The 18,452-nt window shown below is 40.1% G+C and carries 16 protein-coding genes; all 16 read left to right on the plus strand.

The features are described from left to right. The first annotated feature begins 188 nt into the window (after nt 1–188). The 16 genes from spoIIE (at nt 189) to lysS (ending at nt 17,891) form a co-directional block, all read left to right on the plus strand. Nucleotides 189–2,663 carry a stage II sporulation protein E gene (gene spoIIE / locus M5A78_RS21750; RefSeq protein WP_248737374.1) on the plus strand — a complete coding sequence of 825 codons (2,475 nt, stop codon included), beginning with the start codon at nt 189–191 and terminating at the stop codon, nt 2,661–2,663. A gap of 93 nt (nt 2,664–2,756) precedes the next feature. Further along, nucleotides 2,757–3,494 carry a VWA domain-containing protein gene (locus M5A78_RS21755; RefSeq protein ID WP_248737375.1) on the plus strand — a complete coding sequence of 246 codons (738 nt, stop codon included), beginning with the start codon at nt 2,757–2,759 and terminating at the stop codon, nt 3,492–3,494. Continuing rightward, nucleotides 3,463–4,473 (plus strand): serine/threonine protein kinase, encoded by a 1,011-nt coding sequence (locus tag M5A78_RS21760; protein ID WP_248737393.1) that lies wholly within the window; start codon nt 3,463–3,465, stop codon nt 4,471–4,473. Before M5A78_RS21755 ends, M5A78_RS21760 begins: the two co-directional genes overlap by 32 nt. 232 nt (nt 4,474–4,705) lie before the next feature. Next, a complete protein-coding gene (gene tilS / locus M5A78_RS21765) occupies nt 4,706–6,091 on the plus strand; it encodes a tRNA lysidine(34) synthetase TilS (protein WP_248737376.1) in 1,386 nt (461 codons plus the stop codon). 25 nt (nt 6,092–6,116) lie between these two features. Beyond that, complete coding sequence (hpt, locus tag M5A78_RS21770) at nt 6,117–6,662, plus strand: hypoxanthine phosphoribosyltransferase (protein WP_454786408.1); 546 nt, start codon at nt 6,117–6,119, stop codon at nt 6,660–6,662. Nucleotides 6,663–6,806: 144 nt separating this feature from the next. Further along, entirely contained in the window at nt 6,807–8,765 is a 1,959-nt protein-coding gene (ftsH, locus tag M5A78_RS21775) for an ATP-dependent zinc metalloprotease FtsH (RefSeq protein ID WP_248737378.1), read from the plus strand. Nucleotides 8,766–8,873: 108 nt separating this feature from the next. Beyond that, on the plus strand, nt 8,874–9,641 hold the full coding sequence (locus tag M5A78_RS21780) for a type III pantothenate kinase (RefSeq protein WP_248737379.1): 768 nt from the start codon (nt 8,874–8,876) through the stop codon (nt 9,639–9,641). 179 nt (nt 9,642–9,820) lie between these two features. Further along, nucleotides 9,821–10,699, plus strand: coding sequence for an Hsp33 family molecular chaperone HslO (gene hslO, locus M5A78_RS21785; RefSeq protein ID WP_248737380.1), 879 nt, complete (start codon nt 9,821–9,823; stop codon nt 10,697–10,699). 285 nt (nt 10,700–10,984) lie between these two features. Beyond that, the gene (locus tag M5A78_RS21790; protein WP_248737381.1) at nt 10,985–11,884 is read left to right on the plus strand and encodes a peptidyl-prolyl cis-trans isomerase; all 900 of its coding nucleotides are present in this window, start codon (nt 10,985–10,987) and stop codon (nt 11,882–11,884) included. A gap of 289 nt (nt 11,885–12,173) precedes the next feature. Beyond that, nucleotides 12,174–13,100, plus strand: coding sequence for a cysteine synthase A (gene cysK, locus M5A78_RS21795; RefSeq protein WP_248737382.1), 927 nt, complete (start codon nt 12,174–12,176; stop codon nt 13,098–13,100). A 109-nt stretch (nt 13,101–13,209) separates the two neighbouring features. Continuing rightward, nucleotides 13,210–14,052: a dihydropteroate synthase gene (gene folP / locus M5A78_RS21800; RefSeq protein ID WP_248737383.1), complete on the plus strand. Its 843-nt coding sequence runs from the start codon at nt 13,210–13,212 to the stop codon at nt 14,050–14,052. Beyond that, nucleotides 14,045–14,404 (plus strand): dihydroneopterin aldolase, encoded by a 360-nt coding sequence (gene folB, locus M5A78_RS21805; RefSeq protein WP_248737384.1) that lies wholly within the window; start codon nt 14,045–14,047, stop codon nt 14,402–14,404. Before folP ends, folB begins: the two co-directional genes overlap by 8 nt. A gap of 2 nt (nt 14,405–14,406) precedes the next feature. Further along, nucleotides 14,407–14,928 carry a 2-amino-4-hydroxy-6-hydroxymethyldihydropteridine diphosphokinase gene (folK, locus tag M5A78_RS21810; protein WP_248737385.1) on the plus strand — a complete coding sequence of 174 codons (522 nt, stop codon included), beginning with the start codon at nt 14,407–14,409 and terminating at the stop codon, nt 14,926–14,928. Further along, the gene (locus tag M5A78_RS21815) at nt 14,880–15,086 is read left to right on the plus strand and encodes a helix-turn-helix domain-containing protein (protein WP_248737386.1); all 207 of its coding nucleotides are present in this window, start codon (nt 14,880–14,882) and stop codon (nt 15,084–15,086) included. The genes folK and M5A78_RS21815 overlap by 49 nt, the downstream gene beginning before the upstream one ends. 113 nt (nt 15,087–15,199) lie before the next feature. Next, nucleotides 15,200–16,201 (plus strand): tRNA dihydrouridine synthase DusB, encoded by a 1,002-nt coding sequence (gene dusB / locus M5A78_RS21820; RefSeq protein ID WP_248737387.1) that lies wholly within the window; start codon nt 15,200–15,202, stop codon nt 16,199–16,201. 205 nt (nt 16,202–16,406) lie between these two features. Next, complete coding sequence (gene lysS, locus M5A78_RS21825; protein WP_248737388.1) at nt 16,407–17,891, plus strand: lysine--tRNA ligase; 1,485 nt, start codon at nt 16,407–16,409, stop codon at nt 17,889–17,891. Nucleotides 17,892–18,452: the final 561 nt, after the last annotated feature.

Raw genomic sequence — 18,452 nt, forward strand, 5'->3', positions numbered from 1 at the left:
AAAAGGGGCGGAGCGCAGTAAAAATGAGTCACCCTATTACGACAGAAATCAAGATAGGTAATGTTATTTGAATGATTATAGTGAAAACCGTCGAAGGATTTATTTATCTTGTTCACTGATTTGACAAACTTTTAATTCTATTAATTCTATAATAGTGGGCAACGATGAAAGAATAGGGAGTGTGATTTATGGAAAAGGTAAACGTAAGTTTCATAGAACCGGTCGGAGAAGTCAACCTTCGTTCATCAAAATGGAATTTGGAGAGTGGGCTGAGGAAATTTTACCAAGTGATCGAATCCTTTTTTATAAAAAAGGGATACCTCTTATTATTGGTGGGCTTTTTGCTTGGGCGAGCCTTAATTTTAGCGAAGCTTACCCCGTTTTGTCTCCCGTTTTTCGCCTCCGTTTATATAATTAAACGTGACCGGGCACCGCTTGCTCTAATCGGACTCATTGTCGGTGCTGCAACCTTGTCAATCGCAAATGCAACTTTTACTTTCATAGTCACTATCTTCTTCTTAGTTATTTTTCGAATCAGTCAAAAGTGGCTGACAAATGAATTGAGAGCATTGCCTTTTTATGTCGGCATTATTTTGGGAATTGGAAAATTGGGCGAAGCACTCATCCTATCACAGCAATTGACGATGTATGATTTAATGATGATCGGTGTACAAGCAAGTCTGGCTTTTATATTGACACTCATTTTTTTGCAAAGCATTCCATTATTAACCTTGAATAAAAGGAGGCAGTTGTTAAAAACAGAAGAAATCGTCTGCTTAATTATCATGCTTGCCTCGATTATGACAGGAACCATTGGCTGGAAGATTTATGATTTGTCGCTTGAACATATCATGTCCCGCTATCTAGTATTGGTATTTTCATTTATTGCCGGTGCAACGGTTGGTTCAACAGTAGGTGTAGTGACCGGGCTAATATTTAGTTTGGCTAGTGTTTCGAGCTTTTCTCACATGAGCTTATTAGCTTTTTCGGGTGTTCTTGGCGGTTTACTAAAGGAAGGGAAAAAAATCGGTGTTTCGATTGGACTATTTATTGCCACCCTTCTCATCGGCATGTATGGCGAAGGCGGCGGCTCCTTATTACTGACGGTGTTAGAAACAACGGCTGCTGTATTTTTATTTCTACTTACACCACAAACGTTTACTTCCAGATTAGCAAAATATATTCCAGGTACACCGGAATACACGGCCGAGCAGCAAAAATATATGAGGAAAATGCGTGATGTAACAGCACAACGGGTGTCACAATTTTCAAATGTGTTCCATGCCCTTTCAAAGAGTTTTACGCAAATGGAAGAACTTCCGGACGAAGAGAAAGACCATCGGGAAATGGATCTCTTTATGAGCAATGTAACGGAAAAGACATGTCAAACATGCTTCAAAAAAGAACAATGTTGGGCAAAGAATTTTAATACAACCTATGCCTATATGGAAGAAATTATTCACGAAATGGATCAAAATGATGGGAATGTTTCTCCAAAACTTGCAAGAGAATGGGATAAGCTCTGTACCCGTTCTAAAAAAGTATATAAGACGATTGGCCAGGAATTAACCTTTTTTCAAGCCAATCAAAAATTAAAGAAACAGGTTCAGGAGAGCCGCAGGCTTGTTGCTGATCAATTATTAGGTGTTTCTGAAGTTATGGAAAATTTTGCAAAGGAGATTCAGCGCGAAAGGGAAAATCATCACAAGCAGGAAGAACAAATTATGGAAGCGCTTCAGGGCTTTGGGATTCATATTGAACAGGTAGAAATTTATAGTTTGGACCAAGGGAATGTGGATATCGAAATGTCCATTCCATTTTGTAATGGGTATGGAGAGTGTGAGAAATTAATTGCACCTTGTGTTTCGGATATACTTGGAGAAACAATTGTCGTTAATAAGGAGGAATGTGCAACCTATCCTAATGGGTTTTGTCATGTGACATTCAGGTCGTCTAAGGCCTTTACCGTGGAAACAGGGGTGGCACATGCTGCCAAGGATGGTGGGTTAGTATCTGGTGACAGCTTTTCAACCATAGAGCTCGGTTTAGGCAAGTATGCGATAGCGATTAGTGATGGCATGGGAAATGGTGAAAGAGCCCATTATGAAAGTAAAGAAACACTGCAGCTGCTACAAAAAATATTACAATCAGGAATTGAAGAGAAGGTGGCGATAAAATCAATTAATTCCATCCTTTCATTACGGACAACAGATGAAATATTTTCTACCCTGGATTTAGCGATGATTGATTTGAAAAATGCCTCAGCAAAATTTTTGAAAATTGGTTCGACACCAAGTTTTATTAAAAGAGGCAAAAAAATTATTAAAATCCAGGCTAGTAATCTGCCGATGGGCATTCTCCAAGAGTTGGAAGTCGATGTCGTCAGTGAGCAATTAAAAGCTGGTGATTTGTTAGTCATGATGAGCGATGGTGTGTTTGAGGGGCCAAAGCATGTGGAAAATTCCGATTTATGGATGAAACGAAAACTGCTGGAATTAGAAACAGACGATCCACAGGCGATAGCCGATTTAATTTTAGAGGAGGTTATTCGTTCTAAGGCGGATATTATTGATGATGATATGACCGTGACGGTGGCCAAAATAAAGCATAATACACCGAAATGGGCCAGCATTCCTGTCAGCAAATTAAAACGACAGGCTTAACCACTTATTTTAGGCAGACTTCTCGATAAATATGTATAAATCACCTTTATCCCGTCGAAAATGGTATCAATACGCTAAGCGGAGGGGAAGATTATGTATACAGGGAAGATTCGCCAAATCTTATTAATAACAGATGGTTGTTCAAATCAGGGAGACGATCCAATTGCCATGGCTGCCCTTGCGAAGGAGCAGGGAATTACGGTCAATGTCATTGGCGTCATGGAACAGGATGTAATTGATGAAAAGGGAATGACTGAAATTGAAGGAATTGCCTTATCAGGTGGAGGTGTCAGTCAGATAGTCTATGCCCAGCAGCTTTCACATACTGTGCAAATGGTAACCCGTAAAGCGATGAATCAAACGATTCAAGGTGTCGTGAATAGTCAATTGCAGCAAATATTGGGTCGTTCGCAAACGATGGAGGACCTGCCGCCTGAAAAACGGGGTGAGGTTATGGAGGTCGTTGATGAATTAGGAGAAACTGTCGAATTAGAAGTGTTGATTCTTGTCGATACAAGCGCAAGTATGAAACATAAGCTTCCGACAGTAAAGGAAGCCCTTCTTGACCTATCGCTAAGCCTAAATGCCCGAACCGGTGAAAACCAATTTTCTGTTTATGTATTTCCCGGGAAAAAGAATGATGTCGAAAAATTGCTGGATTGGACACCAAAGCTACAATCTTTGACAAATGTCTTTTCCCAGCTGTCTATCGGAGGGATTACACCGACCGGTCCGGCATTACGGACAGCCCTATCTTCGTTCAATCAAAAACAATCATTAAGGAGCCGACTTTCACGTGATGATGAATCATACTTTGAAGAGTCAATGTAAAGTAGGTCCCGGGACAATCATTTCAGGGAAATGGCATGCAAATAAATATACGGTTATCAAGGAACTTGGTTTTGGAGCAAACGGGGTGGTCTACCTTGCAAAGCACAAAAATACTCAAGTGGCTTTGAAAATGAGTGATAATGGGATGTCTATCACCTCTGAGGTAAATGTATTAAAATCCTTTGCAAAGGTCCAGGGGTCTCCCCTCGGACCTTCTTTGCTTGATGTCGACGATTGGAAAAGTAATCGGGGAACTATTTCTTTTTATGTCATGGAATATATTCAAGGACCCGACCTCCTGTCTTTTTTACAGAAAAAGGGTAGATCGTGGACGACAGTCTTATTTTTACAGTTGCTGAGCGATTTAGATAAACTCCATGAAAACGGCTGGGTATTTGGTGATTTAAAACCAGAGAACTTAATTGTTACAGGCCCTCCGCCTAAAATTCGATGCATTGATGTGGGAGGTACAACGATTCAAGGCAGGGCTATTAAGGAATTCACTGAATTTTATGACCGAGGCTATTGGGGCTTAGGTTCCAGGAGAGCGGAGCCGTCTTATGATTTATTTGCAGCAGCAATGATTATGATCAGCACAGCTTATCCAAAAAGATTTACGAAAACAACAGGAGGTGTCTCACAGCTTAGAAAAGCGATTCAGCAAAAACCAGAACTGCTAAGATTTGAAAAAGTAATCTTAAAAGCGCTGCAGGGGCATTACACGAATGCAAAGCAAATGAGAGCAGATTTACTAGATCAAATGGTTGATAAAAGGATTTCAGACCCTCCTTTACCACCAATCAAAGCGACTAGTCCTGCATCCAGTCAAAATTCAGTGAAAAATGCAAAGGCAAGTCAGCCAATGACAAGGCAAACCTATCGAAAGAAGAGAAAAAAGAGCGGCTGGAAGGAATTTTTACTGATAGCTGTCATTCTTGGTATTTTATATGCCTGGTACACATTTAATAAATTACTTTAATGTGTGTAACTATTTATTACTTAGTTCGTATATAAAAGGAGATAATAATACACATGAAAAAATTTCTAATTCGATTGTAATGCCTAAGTTTTGATAGTTAATTATCGTTAGTGGTAAGCTAAATAGAAACAGAAACGCCTGTTTAGTGAAGTTCAATAACCACTAGTCGTTAATGTTGATCATTCTCAAAGCATAAACTAGAAAAATTTTGATTTAGAAAGAGTGCAATCATATGTTGGAATCCAAGGTTGAAGCATTACTTAACCGACACTCATTCGAGCTTTATAATAAGAAAATTGTTGTTGGTGTATCAGGTGGACCGGATTCTTTAGCTCTTCTCCACTACCTTCAGGGGATAAAGGATAAGCGGAATCTTTCTATTATTGTTGCCCATGTTGATCATATGTTTCGTGGTCAGGAGTCATACGAAGATGCAATGTTTGTCAAAAGGATGTGTGAACAATACGATATTCCTTTTGAAATGACAAGAGTAAACGTAACAGAATTAATGGGCATTACAGGAAAAAGTTCGCAAATCGCCGCAAGAGAAGTCCGATATCATTTTTACGCGGAAATAATGGAGAGATATGATTGCTCTTATTTAGCTCTTGGCCATCATGGAGATGATCAAGTTGAGACCATCCTGATGCGGTTAACAAGAGGAAGCAGTGGAAAGGCTAGAGCAGGAATTCCATTCTCACGACCTTTTAAGCAAGGTACCCTATTTCGCCCCTTCTTAGGTTTAACGAAGGATGAGATTCAGCAGTATTGTCAAAACCACAGTCTTACTCCTAGGATAGACCCAAGCAATGAAAAGGGAATTTATAGTAGAAATCGAATTCGTAAACAAGTTCTTCCTTTTTTAAAGACAGAAAATCATCATGTTCACGAACATTTTCAGCGGTTCAGTGAAGAAATCCAATCCGATGAGCTATTTCTACAGGAATTAACTGAAAAGGAAATAAATCCAGTAATCACCGCCAAAGAAGAGGGCAAAATTACTATTGACATTAAAAGATTTCTTCGAGTGCCTTTACCTTTACAAAGGAGAGGGATTCAACTAATATTAAAATATCTTTACAATGAAAAACCAGCTTCACTTTCTGCTATACATATCGATCAAGTTTTTTTCTTAATCCATCATCAGGAGCCTTCGGGTAAACTTGATTTTCCTAATGGATTAAAAGTAATTCGCTCCTACTATCACCTATCTTTCCAGTTACAAGTAACTAAGGCTGAAGCTTATCTTTATGAAATAAAAGAGCCGGGGAAAATAGAACTGCCAAATGGTGGGAGTATTCGTATCGATTATTCAGATGGAGAACTTCCTAAGACAAATCAATACACAGCCTTGTTTAAAGTTGAAAGTATTCACTTACCAATTGTAGTTCGAACAAGGAAAAAGGGCGATCGAATGACACTAAAAGGGATGCGAGGGTCGAAAAAGTTAAAGGATATTTTTATTGATCAGAAGGTTCCCATTCAAGACCGAGAAACATGGCCAGTCATAACGGATAAAGAAGATTGTATTATTTGGTTACCAGGTTTAAAAAAATCTTCTTTTGAAGGTATAGATTACACGGCAAAACGATATATACTACTCACATATGATAAGTAACAATCTTCTAGGGGGCGCATTTATGATGAAACAGGATATTGAAAAGGTGTTAGTATCAGAAGAGGAAATTCAAGAGAAGATAAAAGCGTTAGCGGCAGAGTTAACGGAAGAGTATAAAGACCTATACCCGCTGGCGATTGGTGTTTTAAAAGGTGCAATGCCTTTTATGGGTGATTTATTAAAACGAATGGATTGCTATCTAGAAATGGATTTTATGGATGTTTCAAGCTATGGTAATGCAATGGTATCATCTGGAGAAGTAAAAATCCTAAAGGATTTAGATACTTCTGTGGAAGGCAGGGATATATTAATTATCGAGGATATCATCGATAGCGGCCTGACGCTCAGTTATTTGGTTGATTTATTCCGTTACCGGAAAGCAAAGTCTATCAAGATTGTCACCTTACTTGATAAACCTACGGGAAGAAAGAGTGCGATTAAAGCAGATTATGTTGGATTTATTGTTCCAGATGAGTTTGTTGTCGGTTATGGTTTGGATTACATCGAAAAATACCGAAACCTTCCATATATTGGTGTATTAAAACCAGAAGTATACAGCAATAAGCAATAGGTAATAGGTAATAAGTAATTGTCGGGTGGAAGTTCAAATAGTTTTGGAAATCTAGACCCATTTAACTGAGAGCAATTCCTTGAATTAGTAAGATTTTCTATGATACTATTTAAGATAGTTTTTACTTGCGGGAGGAGGTAAGAGATGAATCGGATTTTCCGTAATACCATCTTTTATTTATTGATATTTTTAGTCATTATTGGCGTAGTGAGCTTCTTTAATGGAAGCAATGAACCGACCGATCATATTTCATATGATAAGTTCGTTCAGCAATTAGAGAGTGGTGAAGTAAAATCATTTTCGATGCAGCCTGAACGAGGGGTTTATGAAGTTCGTGGTGAGCTTCAAGTGAAAAATAAAAAGTTTATAACCTATATTCCTAACAGCGAAAAGATTTTGGATCGTATTGATAAGTCAGATTCAAAAGTGGAAGTGATGCCGGCAAAGGAAACTAGTGGCTGGGTTACCTTTTTTACATCAATTATTCCGTTCGTGATTATCTTTATTTTATTTTTCTTCTTATTAAACCAAGCTCAAGGCGGCGGCAGCCGTGTCATGAACTTTGGTAAATCGAAAGCAAAGCTTTATAACGATGATAAGAAAAAGGCTCGTTTTAAAGACGTTGCAGGTGCAGATGAGGAAAAAGCTGAATTAGTTGAGGTCGTCGAGTTCCTTAAAGACCCACGTAAATTTGCTGAACTAGGAGCACGGATTCCAAAAGGTGTCCTTCTTGTCGGACCTCCAGGGACAGGTAAAACATTACTTGCCCGTGCGGTTGCCGGTGAGGCGGGTGTTCCGTTCTTCTCCATCAGTGGTTCTGACTTCGTTGAAATGTTTGTTGGGGTCGGAGCATCCCGTGTCCGTGATTTATTTGAAAATGCAAAGAAAAACGCGCCATGTATCATTTTTATCGATGAGATTGACGCTGTAGGGCGACAGCGTGGTGCAGGTTTGGGCGGCGGTCACGATGAGCGCGAACAAACCTTGAACCAATTGCTAGTTGAAATGGATGGATTCGGTGCAAACGAAGGGATTATTATTGTTGCGGCAACCAACCGTCCGGATATTCTCGACCCTGCACTTCTTCGTCCGGGACGTTTCGACCGTCAAATTACCGTTGACCGACCAGATGTAACTGGACGTGAGGCAGTTCTTCGAGTCCATGCCCGTAATAAGCCATTAGATGAATCTGTAAATTTAAAAAATGTGGCCATGCGTACACCGGGCTTTTCCGGTGCAGACCTAGAAAACTTATTGAATGAAGCGGCCCTAGTGGCAGCCCGTCAAAATAAGAAGAAGGTCGATATGACTGATATTGATGAAGCAACCGACCGTGTTATTGCTGGACCAGCGAAAAAGAGCCGCGTCATTTCGGAAAAAGAACGTAATATTGTTGCCTTTCATGAAGGTGGTCATACCGTTATTGGTTTGGTGCTCGATGAAGCCGATATGGTTCACAAGGTAACGATTGTACCGCGTGGTCAAGCCGGCGGCTATGCTGTTATGCTTCCAAGAGAAGATCGTTATTTTATGACCAAGCCGGAATTGCTTGATAAGATTGTTGGATTATTGGGCGGCCGTGTAGCTGAAGAAATTGTTTTTGGTGAAGTAAGTACTGGTGCCCATAATGACTTCCAGCGTGCGACAGCAATTGCTCGTAAGATGGTTACTGAATATGGCATGAGTGATAAGCTTGGTCCACTTCAGTTTGGTCAGGGATCAGGTGGTCAGGTTTTCCTTGGTCGTGATATTCATAATGAACAAAATTATTCAGATGCAATTGCTTATGAAATTGACCTTGAAATTCAACGCATTATCAAAGATTCTTATGAAAGAGCAAGACAGATTCTCACTGAAAATCGCAATAAATTAGATCTCATTGCGAAAACCCTTCTTGAAGTGGAAACTCTTAATGCTGAGCAAATAAGATATTTAGTTGATCATGGTCATATGCCGGATCCATCTATCAGCTTAGAAGCTGTGAGGATTGAACCAAAAAAGGCAGAAGATGTGAAAGTAAACATTGGTACGAAAAAGGATGAGGTCGCAAAAGAGGAAAAATCCTTTTTGGAAACCCCTCCTGACGAAATTGATTATAAGTAATTTGTGACTGAGTGCTTCCCCTGAAGCACTCTTTTTTTCACGCCTATACGATTTATGGTATGATGTTGGCATGTTAAAAAAGAAAAATCCGAAAAGTGAGTGATAGATTTGATTTTCGTATTTGATGTGGGTAATACCAATATTGTTCTAGGCGTTTATGATGGGGATGAACTTAAATACCATTGGCGGGTTGAAACGAATCGAAACCGCACTGAAGATGAGTTTGGAATGAATATTAAGGCTTTGTTTGATCACTCCGGCCTCAATTTCTCCGATATTGACGGGATTATTATTTCATCAGTTGTTCCTCCAATCATGTTCGCACTAGAAAGAATGTGCCAAAAATATTTCCATATTAAGCCGCTCATTGTTGGACCAGGAATAAAAACAGGCTTGAATATTAAATATGAAAACCCTAGGGAGGTTGGTGCTGACCGAATTGTCAATGCAGTTGCTGCCATTCATGAGTATGGAAGCCCCCTAATTATAGTCGATTTCGGAACAGCAACCACTTATTGTTATGTGAATGAGGAACGTCAATATTTAGGTGGTGCGATAGCTCCTGGTGTAGGTATCTCGACAGAGGCCCTTTATTCGAGAGCGGCCAAATTACCGCGAATTGAAATTGCCCGCCCTGAAGGGGTAATTGGGAAAAACACTGTGGCAGCCATGCAAGCCGGTATTGTCTATGGGTATGTTGGACAAGTAGAGGGAATTGTCAAACGGATGATGGAGCAAAGCGATAAGAACCCAACTGTGATTGCGACGGGAGGGCTAGCCCCATTAATTGCTCAAGAATCGAAGATCATTGATGTAGTTGACCCATTTTTAACTTTAAAAGGATTACAGCTTATTTATAAACGAAATATAGGATAACCTAGTAAGAAAAGCGTAAGCTTCCTTTGCGCGGCGTACACTAGCCGCTTGGCGCTCCTCGAAAAAGCTAACGCTTTTCCTTCGTGCGAGGTATCGCTTCCGAAGCTTATTCTTATGGAGCTGGACAATTCTCGAAGTCAAAATTTATATTTCTTTGCTTTTTGGAAGGGGGTTTTACAATGAAAGATTATCTTGTTAAGGCACTAGCCTTTGATGGTAATATTCGAGCATACGCTGTTCGCACAACGGAAACAGTTAGTGAGGCGCAGCGCCGTCATCAAACATGGCGGACGGCTTCAGCCGCGCTTGGCCGCGCGATGACCGCAGGGGTCATGATGGGTGCCATGCTTAAGGGTGAAGATAAACTAACGATAAAAATCAATGGCGGCGGTCCGCTTGGTCCAATTGTGGTTGACAGTAATGCGAAAGGGGACGTTCGCGGCTATGTAACAAATCCTGAGGTTGATTTTGAATCAACCGAGCATGGTAAGCTCGACGTCCGCCGCGCTGTTGGAACGGACGGTATGTTAGCTGTTGTCAAGGATATAGGACTCCGCGACTTTTTTTCCGGTCAGGTTCCACTTGTATCAGGAGAATTAGGAGAGGACTTTACTTATTATTTTGCAACGTCTGAACAGGTACCTTCATCGGTTGGTGTTGGGGTTTTGGTTAATCCGGACGATACTATTTTAGCGGCAGGGGGATTTATTTTCCAATTGATGCCTGGAACTCCAGATCCAATTATTTCGAAACTAGAAGAACGGTTAAAAACGATTGAGCCTATTTCGAAATTAATTGAACGAGGGCTAGTACCTGAGCAAATCCTTGAAGAGCTTTTTGGAAAAGAGCAAGTGAAGGTGTTAGAAACTTTGCCGGTTCAATTCCAATGTAATTGTTCAAAGGACCGCTTTGCTAATGCTATTGCGAGCTTAGGGACTGCGGAAATAAATGCGATGATTGAAGAAGACGGCCAGGCTGAGGCTCATTGCCACTTCTGTAATGAAAAATACCTCTTTTCGAAGGAAGAATTAGAGGAGCTTAAAAAGGCTACCAAATAAGCTTTTATAGAAGATTAGAAAAGTTATTGACTAGGTCAGTGCCTAGCGGCTAGTGTACTTCACGCTTCTCCCTAAGATAAATTAACAGTGGATTGCTTTCGCTCTCTGTGTTTTATTTAGCTAATCAGAGTTTATTTCCTGAATTCTGAACGCATCATTCAACTTCGCCTCTGTCAGCGCCTTACGGCTTGCCAGTCGGCGAGTTTTCATTTATCTCAGTCGAAGCATTCCAGTCCTTAGGCCGCTAAACAGGCGCTTGCGCTTTTCTTAATGGGGGAGAGAAATTTGGGGAAAAAGCAGCTTTGGATGGTTATTGCTGCCCTTATTATGCTGAATTGCCTGACTCTTGTCTTTTTCCTATCGAAGGTGAATGAAGCATCTGGAGTATTGGCCAATGAAGAGGCCGTAGCAACGGTAGGGAAAGTGACGATCTCAAGACAGGATTGGCTTAATGAACTAGAAGCAAGGTATGGAAAAGATGTTTTAAAGGAAATGATAGATCAAAGGGTTATTGAAGAAATGGCAGCAAAATATAAGATAAAAATATCTGATCAAGAGGTTGAACGGGAATTCAGAATGCTCCAAACCACTAATCATTCTTTTAGCCAAAAAAACATCAAGAATGAGAAAAAGTGGAAGGAACAAATTCGTGCTAGCCTTCTTTTAGAAGAACTTTTGACCAAAGACGTTGTCGTATCGAATAAAGAGTTAAAAAGCTATTATGCAAAAAATAAAAGCCTTTTCAATGTTCCAACTTTCTATCATATATCACATATTATTGTAAAAACAAAAAAAGAGGCAGAGAAGGCTTCAAAGGAACTGTCTCAAGGTTCAAGTTTTTCTGCATTAGCAATGGAACGTTCTATTGAAGAGTTTTCAGCTAATGAAGGTGGGGATATTGGGTATATTAGTGAAGAGGATGAGCGTTACCCTAAGCCCTATATTGAAACTGCAAAGAAGCTGAAAAAGGGTACATACAGTAAACCAATTAAGGTGGAGCAAGGGTACGCACTTTTAAAACTCGAAGGGAAAATTAACGGGAAAAATTATTCTTACGATGAAGTTAAAGAAGAAATTCGCCGGCAAATTGCTCTCGAGCAAATGAAATCACCTGCTTCTGCCGCTACCTTTTGGGATGAAGCAAAGGTGGACTGGTTTTATGGCAGCAATAATAAGTCAAACTAAAAGCACAGGAGCATTTCTGTGTTTTTCTTTTATCCCTTATTGGTTGGCAGTAAGACGCCCACATCAAGACCTTAAGGAAACTAAGCGGGGGATTAAGGGCCTGGAAAATCCCGATTGGTGCAACTAAAAATTAGTGGAGGATGAGCAGAACCCCACTGATAAAGTTTCACTTTATTAATTTGCTGAAAAGTTCATAAATTTCTCCATTCAAAATGATTGACAAAACAAGTATAAAACTGGTAAATTCTATATAAATCCAATAAAAATACTCGGAATAGAGGTGCCCTTTATGGTTCGTGTTGCAAATTCAGTAGCCGATTTAGTCGGCCAAACACCAATTGTTAAGCTAAACAGACTAGTAGATGAAAACAGTGCAGAGGTATATTTAAAGCTTGAATATTTTAATCCTGGCAGTAGCGTTAAGGACCGAATCGCTTTAGCGATGATTGAAGCAGCTGAGGAACAGGGGTTAATTAAGCCAGATATTGATACGATTATTGAGCCTACGAGCGGAAATACAGGTATTGGGCTAGCGATGATTGCTGCAGCAAAGGGATATAAAGCCGTTTTTGTTATGCCTGAGACAATGAGCTTAGAGCGACGAAATCTGCTTCGTGCATATGGGGCTGAGCTGGTGTTAACACCTGGACCAGAAGGGATGAAAGGGGCAATTGCCAAGGCTGAAGCACTTGTAAAGGAACATGGGTATTTTCTGCCGCAGCAATTTAAGAACGAAGCCAATCCTGAGGTTCATCGTAAAACGACAGGTAAAGAAATTGTTGAACAAATGGATCAAGTAGACGGTTTTGTTTCAGGAATCGGAACGGGCGGAACAATCACGGGTGCTGGAGATGTGCTTCGCGAAAAGTTTCCAAATATCAAAATATATGCAGTTGAACCAGTTGATTCCCCTGTATTATCTGGCGGTAAACCAGGTCCCCATAAAATTCAAGGTATTGGGGCGGGATTTGTCCCTGATACCCTCAATACCAATATATATGATGAAATTATTCAAGTTGGTACCGAAGAAGCATTTGCTGCGGCAAGACGTGCGGCAAGAGAAGAAGGGATTCTTGGTGGAATTTCTTCAGGAGCAGCTATACACGCAGCATTAAAAGTAGCGAAGGAACTAGGAAAAGGTAAAAAGGTACTTGCTATTATCCCTGATAACGGCGAACGTTACCTAAGCACACAGCTATACCAATATGAAGTTTAATAAATAAATTAACAGTAGCGTTGGCGATTGCCGATGCTTCTTTTTTTGTAAACCAATGATTGTTTAGGTATGATAAAATGAGTGAAAAAAAGCTTTGGGGGACTATGGAATGAAATCAGCCCAAGAACAAATCCGGTGTGGTCCATTTACCTTGGACTTTACAAAAAAAACAATTGTGATGGGAATATTAAATGCCACTCCAGATTCCTTTTCAGATGGCGGTAAATTCAATGGAGTTGAAAGTGCTGTGAAACGTGCGAAAGGAATGGTAGCAAACGGTGCAGATATCATTGATATCGGCGGGGAGTCCACACGCCCGGGTTTTGCAGCTGTTCCCGTTGAGGAAGAACTTGAGCGGGTGATTCCAATTATCAAAGCCATTTCCGATCATGTTCAAATACCAATTTCTATTGATACTTATAAAGCAGAGGTAGCGAAACAAGCTATAGAGGCTGGTGCCCATATTATTAATGATGTTTGGGGAGCAAAAGCGGATGAAAAGATGGGACGGGTTGCAGCCGAGTATGAAGTACCTATTATTTTAATGCATAATCGTCATGACCGAAATTATCAATTATTTATTAGGGATGTAATTAATGACCTGTATGAAAGCATCGCAATTGCAAAAAAAGCTGGAGTCAAGGATGAGAATATTATCTTAGATCCTGGAATTGGTTTTGCCAAGGACTTTCAGGAAAACCTGCTTATGATGCAAAATTTAGATAAGCTCGTGATGCTTGGCTACCCTGTCCTTTTAGGAACATCACGTAAAACCATAATTGGACAAGCATTAAATCTTCCAATTGAAGAAAGAATGGAAGGTACTGGTGCAACGGTCTGCTACGGGATTCAAAAGGGCTGTCAAATCATTCGTATTCACGATGTCAAGGAAATGAGCAGAATGGCCCAAATGATGGATGCTATGATGGGGAAGGGTGAATTCATTGGATAAAATATATGTAAATGGGATGGAGTTTTATGGCTACCATGGAGTTTTTCCGGAAGAAAAAGTGCTCGGGCAGCGTTTTACAGTGGATTTATCGGTTTCTGTTGATTTGAAAAGGGCCGGGGAGACCGATGAGTTGGAATATTCGGTCCATTATGGTGAGTTATATCAATTGTGTAAAGAAATCGTAGAAGGAAGTCCATATAAATTAGTCGAAGCTGTTGCGGAAAAAATTGCTGGGAGTGTCCTGAATGGATTCCCACTCATATCCGATGTCACGGTAAAAGTAATTAAACCGGATCCGCCCATTCCTGGTCATTACAAGTCTGTTGCCGTAGAAATTACAAGGGGAAGATAAAAGTGGAAAACACAGCATTTATTGCTCTTGGCTCGAATGTAGGAATCCGTTATGATAATATAACGAAGGCAATTAAACAATTGACTAGTTATGCAGACATACGGTTGGCGAATTTTTCCTCTATCTATGAAACAGATCCAGTTGGCTATGAAGATCAGGATTTATTTTTGAATATGGTGATTGAGGTTACCACTGATTTGGATGCAAATGAATTATTAGATAGATGTTTAAAAACGGAGTTGGAACTTGGGAGAAAAAGGGAAACAAGATGGGGTCCGCGAACAATTGACCTTGACATTCTTCTATATAACCAAGAAAATATTGAAACAGAGAAGCTTATTGTTCCACATCCAAGGATGTTTGAGCGGGCGTTTGTATTAATTCCACTTATCGAAGTGAAGCCTGCTTTTTTGTGGATGGAAAAGCCTCTTAACCAAATGTTAGCTGAATTACCTGATAAAGAAGGAGTCCGAATATGGAAGCAGAAAAATGGGGAAGACGTATTCGAGCCTATCGGAAGCTGAAAGGTTACACACAGGAGAGCTTTTCGAGGGAACTAGGTGTATCTGTATCGATTTTAGGGGAGATTGAAAGAGGTAACCGCCTGCCAGCAGGTGATTTACTTGAGAGAATTGCTCATTCCTTAAAAATAACAATAGATGATTTAGCACCAAAAGAATAAAGCGGAAGCGCCCGGTTAGCGAAGCTCATTCGTCGCTAAGCGCTGATGTTAGGCTGTTATCGAAGTTCAATGAGGTAAAATCTATTTTAGAACATAGAATAGGAGGTTGTTAGATGTTGAAAATTGGCGATATTGAAATGAAGAATCCAGTCGTTTTGGCTCCAATGGCCGGTGTATGTAACTCTGCATTCCGTCTAACGGTTAAAGAATTCGGAGCCGGGTTAGTTTGTGCGGAAATGGTCAGCGACAAAGGAATCGTTTATAAAAATGAAAAAACGATGAATATGCTCTATATCGATGAGCGTGAAAAACCGTTAAGCCTGCAAATTTTTGGTGGTGAAAGAGAAACACTTGTTGAAGCAGCGAAATTTGTTGATCAAAACACGAATGCCGATATTATCGATATCAATATGGGCTGTCCAGTTCCGAAAATCACAAAATGTGATGCCGGAGCAAAATGGCTGCTTGACCCCAATAAGATTTATGAAATGGTTTCGGCTGTTGTCGCAGAGGTGGAAAAACCTGTTACCGTGAAAATGCGGATGGGGTGGGATGAAGAACATATTTATGCCGTCAAAAATGCCCAAGCAGTTGAACGGGCAGGCGGAAAGGCTGTTTCTCTCCATGGACGCACACGGGTACAAATGTATGAGGGAAAAGCAAATTGGGATATTATTCGTGAGGTAAAGCAGTCCGTTAACATTCCGATTATTGGAAACGGTGATGTCCAAACACCGCAAGATGCCAAGAGAATGCTCGATGAAACAGGTGTCGACGGAGTCATGATTGGTAGAGCGGCCCTTGGGGATCCTTGGATGATTTACCGGACGGTTCAATATTTAGAAACAGGTAAATTAATGGGTGAGCCATCTGTTCGTGAAAAAATGGATGTCTGCATCCTTCATTTAGATCGATTGATTGCTCTGAAAAATGAAGATATAGCGGTCCGAGAAATGCGTAAGCATGCGGCTTGGTATTTAAAAGGTGTTCGCGGTAATGCTAGAGTCCGTAATGCTATTAATGAGTGCAATACAAGAGAACATTTAGTATCCTTGTTAACCGATTTGGTAATTGAGGTAGAAGAAAAGGAGCAAAGCCAGGCGATAGTTGGTTGAGTTTGCCTTCCTTATTCTCATTTTCTAAATGCTGTTGATTACTAACGGAGGCTGCCGGTGGAATGACTGGCAGTTTTTATTCTATTAAAAACTTTTTTGATGTCTGAATTCTCAAGTTTGTGTAAAATAATATAGTATGTAAAAAAAATCGGTGAGTATTCTTTACGTTTTACATAAAAAAGAAAGTAATGGAGTTGAATTAATCATGAGTCAGGAAGAATTAAATGACCAATTAAGGGTCAGACGTGAAAAAATGAGCGCAATGCGTGAAAATGGTCTAGATCCATTTGGTAAGCGTTTTGATCGTTCCCACTACGGTGCTGAAGTGCTTGAACAATATGGAGAATTAGAAAATGAAGAGCTAGAGAGTAAAAATATTACTGTTAGTATAGCCGGTCGGATCATGACAAAGCGCGGTAAAGGGAAAGCTGGCTTTGCCCACATTCAAGATTTAAAAGGACAAATTCAAATTTACGTTAGGCAAGATGCTGTTGGGGAAGAACAGTATCAAATTTTCAATTCCGCTGACTTAGGCGACATTATCGGAGCAACTGGAATTGTATTTAAAACCAAAACGGGTGAACTTTCGGTGAAAGTTCAAGACTTTACCTTTTTATCAAAAGCGCTTCGGCCATTACCGGATAAATTCCATGGTCTTAAAGATGTTGAGCAGCGGTACCGCCAACGTTATTTGGATCTAATTATGAGCCAAGAAAGTAAACAGACCTTTATTTCCCGCAGCCGGATCATTCAGTCAATGCGGCGCTATCTGGATAGCCATGGTTATCTGGAGGTTGAAACCCCGATGATGCATGCGATTGCAGGCGGCGCATCTGCACGTCCTTTCATTACCCATCATAATGCTCTTGATATGGAGTTATACATGCGAATTGCCATCGAACTTCATTTGAAGCGTTTGATTGTCGGCGGTCTCGAAAAGGTTTATGAAATTGGCCGTGTATTTAGAAATGAGGGTGTATCAACCCGTCATAACCCAGAATTTACAATGATTGAGCTTTATGAAGCATATGCAGACTATCGCGATATCATGAGCCTTACTGAAAATTTAATTGCCCATATTGCTCAAGAAGTAGTAGGAACAACTTCGATTCCATATGGAGATTATGAAGTAGATCTTAAACCAGAGTGGAAAAGACTCCATATGGTAGACGCAATTAAAGAATATACAGGTGCTGATTTCTGGAAAGAAATGAGTGTTGAAGAAGCACGCGAACTTGCTAAAGAACATGAGGTCGAAATTAACGATAATATGTTATATGGTCATATTGTGAATGAGTTCTTCGAGCAGAAAGTAGAGGAAAAGTTAATCCAACCTACCTTTATTTATGGACATCCAGTGGAGATTTCACCGTTAGCAAAGAAAAATGACGAAGATCCACGATTCACCGATCGGTTTGAATTGTTTATCGTAGCGCGTGAGCATGCAAATGCTTTTACAGAATTAAATGATCCAATTGACCAAAGAGAACGGTTTGAAGCGCAGTTAATGGAGCGTGAACAAGGTAATGACGAAGCCCATTTGATGGATGAAGACTTTGTTGAGGCATTAGAATATGGGATGCCGCCAACAGGAGGATTAGGAATTGGAGTCGATCGCTTAGTTATGCTGTTAACCAACTCCCCATCTATCCGTGACGTACTGTTATTCCCATTAATGCGTCATCGTTAATTGTATTAAAGTGCCGGTACCCGCCGGCACTTTATTTAAAGATAAGAAAGTATAAAATTTTTGACTTTGAGAATTGTCCAGCTCCAGCGGCCAGCGTCTAGTGTACTTCGCCCTTTTCCCTACGATAAGTCAACATCGGATCGCTATCGCTCTCCGTGTTTCCTTTATCTCAGTCAAAGAGCTCCAGTCCATACGCCGCTTAACGGCCGCTTGCGCTTTTCTTACTATTAGTTACAAAGGAAGTGTTTGAATCCTTTTTCACTTTTTTAAGTAAAAAAACACAAAAAACTATTGCGCTGAATTAATAATGGTGGTATATTAATATCTGTTGCTGCGAGACAGTAACACGATTGAAAAAAAGAAATAAAAAAAGTTATTGACTTTCAGTTGATAACTTGGTAAGATTATAAAGTCGCTTTTGAGCGAAAGAGAAAAATTGATCTTTGAAAACTAAACAAACAAAAACGTCAACAAACAAAAAATTATTAGTTTCAATTGAAACTAAGCCAACGTAACATTTATGAGCTAATCAACTTTCTTGGAGAGTTTGATCCTGGCTCA

The organism is Neobacillus rhizosphaerae (assembly GCF_937468385.1).
Taxonomy (GTDB): Bacteria; Bacillota; Bacilli; order Bacillales; family Cytobacillaceae; genus Neobacillus; species Neobacillus rhizosphaerae.

Excerpts from the sequence above, each read along its gene's own strand:
- hpt (WP_454786408.1), top strand. The coding sequence starts at position 6,117 with ATGAAACAGGATATTGAAAAGGTGTTAGTATCAGAAGAGGAAATTCAA.
- tilS (WP_248737376.1), top strand. The coding sequence starts at position 4,706 with ATGTTGGAATCCAAGGTTGAAGCATTACTTAACCGACACTCATTCGAG.
- dusB (WP_248737387.1), top strand. The coding sequence starts at position 15,200 with ATGTTGAAAATTGGCGATATTGAAATGAAGAATCCAGTCGTTTTGGCT.
- spoIIE (WP_248737374.1), top strand. The coding sequence starts at position 189 with ATGGAAAAGGTAAACGTAAGTTTCATAGAACCGGTCGGAGAAGTCAAC.
- folP (WP_248737383.1), top strand. The coding sequence starts at position 13,210 with ATGAAATCAGCCCAAGAACAAATCCGGTGTGGTCCATTTACCTTGGAC.
- M5A78_RS21755 (WP_248737375.1), top strand. The coding sequence starts at position 2,757 with ATGTATACAGGGAAGATTCGCCAAATCTTATTAATAACAGATGGTTGT.
- M5A78_RS21815 (WP_248737386.1), top strand. The coding sequence starts at position 14,880 with ATGGAAGCAGAAAAATGGGGAAGACGTATTCGAGCCTATCGGAAGCTG.
- hslO (WP_248737380.1), top strand. The coding sequence starts at position 9,821 with ATGAAAGATTATCTTGTTAAGGCACTAGCCTTTGATGGTAATATTCGA.
- M5A78_RS21760 (WP_248737393.1), top strand. The coding sequence starts at position 3,463 with ATGATGAATCATACTTTGAAGAGTCAATGTAAAGTAGGTCCCGGGACA.
- cysK (WP_248737382.1), top strand. The coding sequence starts at position 12,174 with ATGGTTCGTGTTGCAAATTCAGTAGCCGATTTAGTCGGCCAAACACCA.
- ftsH (WP_248737378.1), top strand. The coding sequence starts at position 6,807 with ATGAATCGGATTTTCCGTAATACCATCTTTTATTTATTGATATTTTTA.
- lysS (WP_248737388.1), top strand. The coding sequence starts at position 16,407 with ATGAGTCAGGAAGAATTAAATGACCAATTAAGGGTCAGACGTGAAAAA.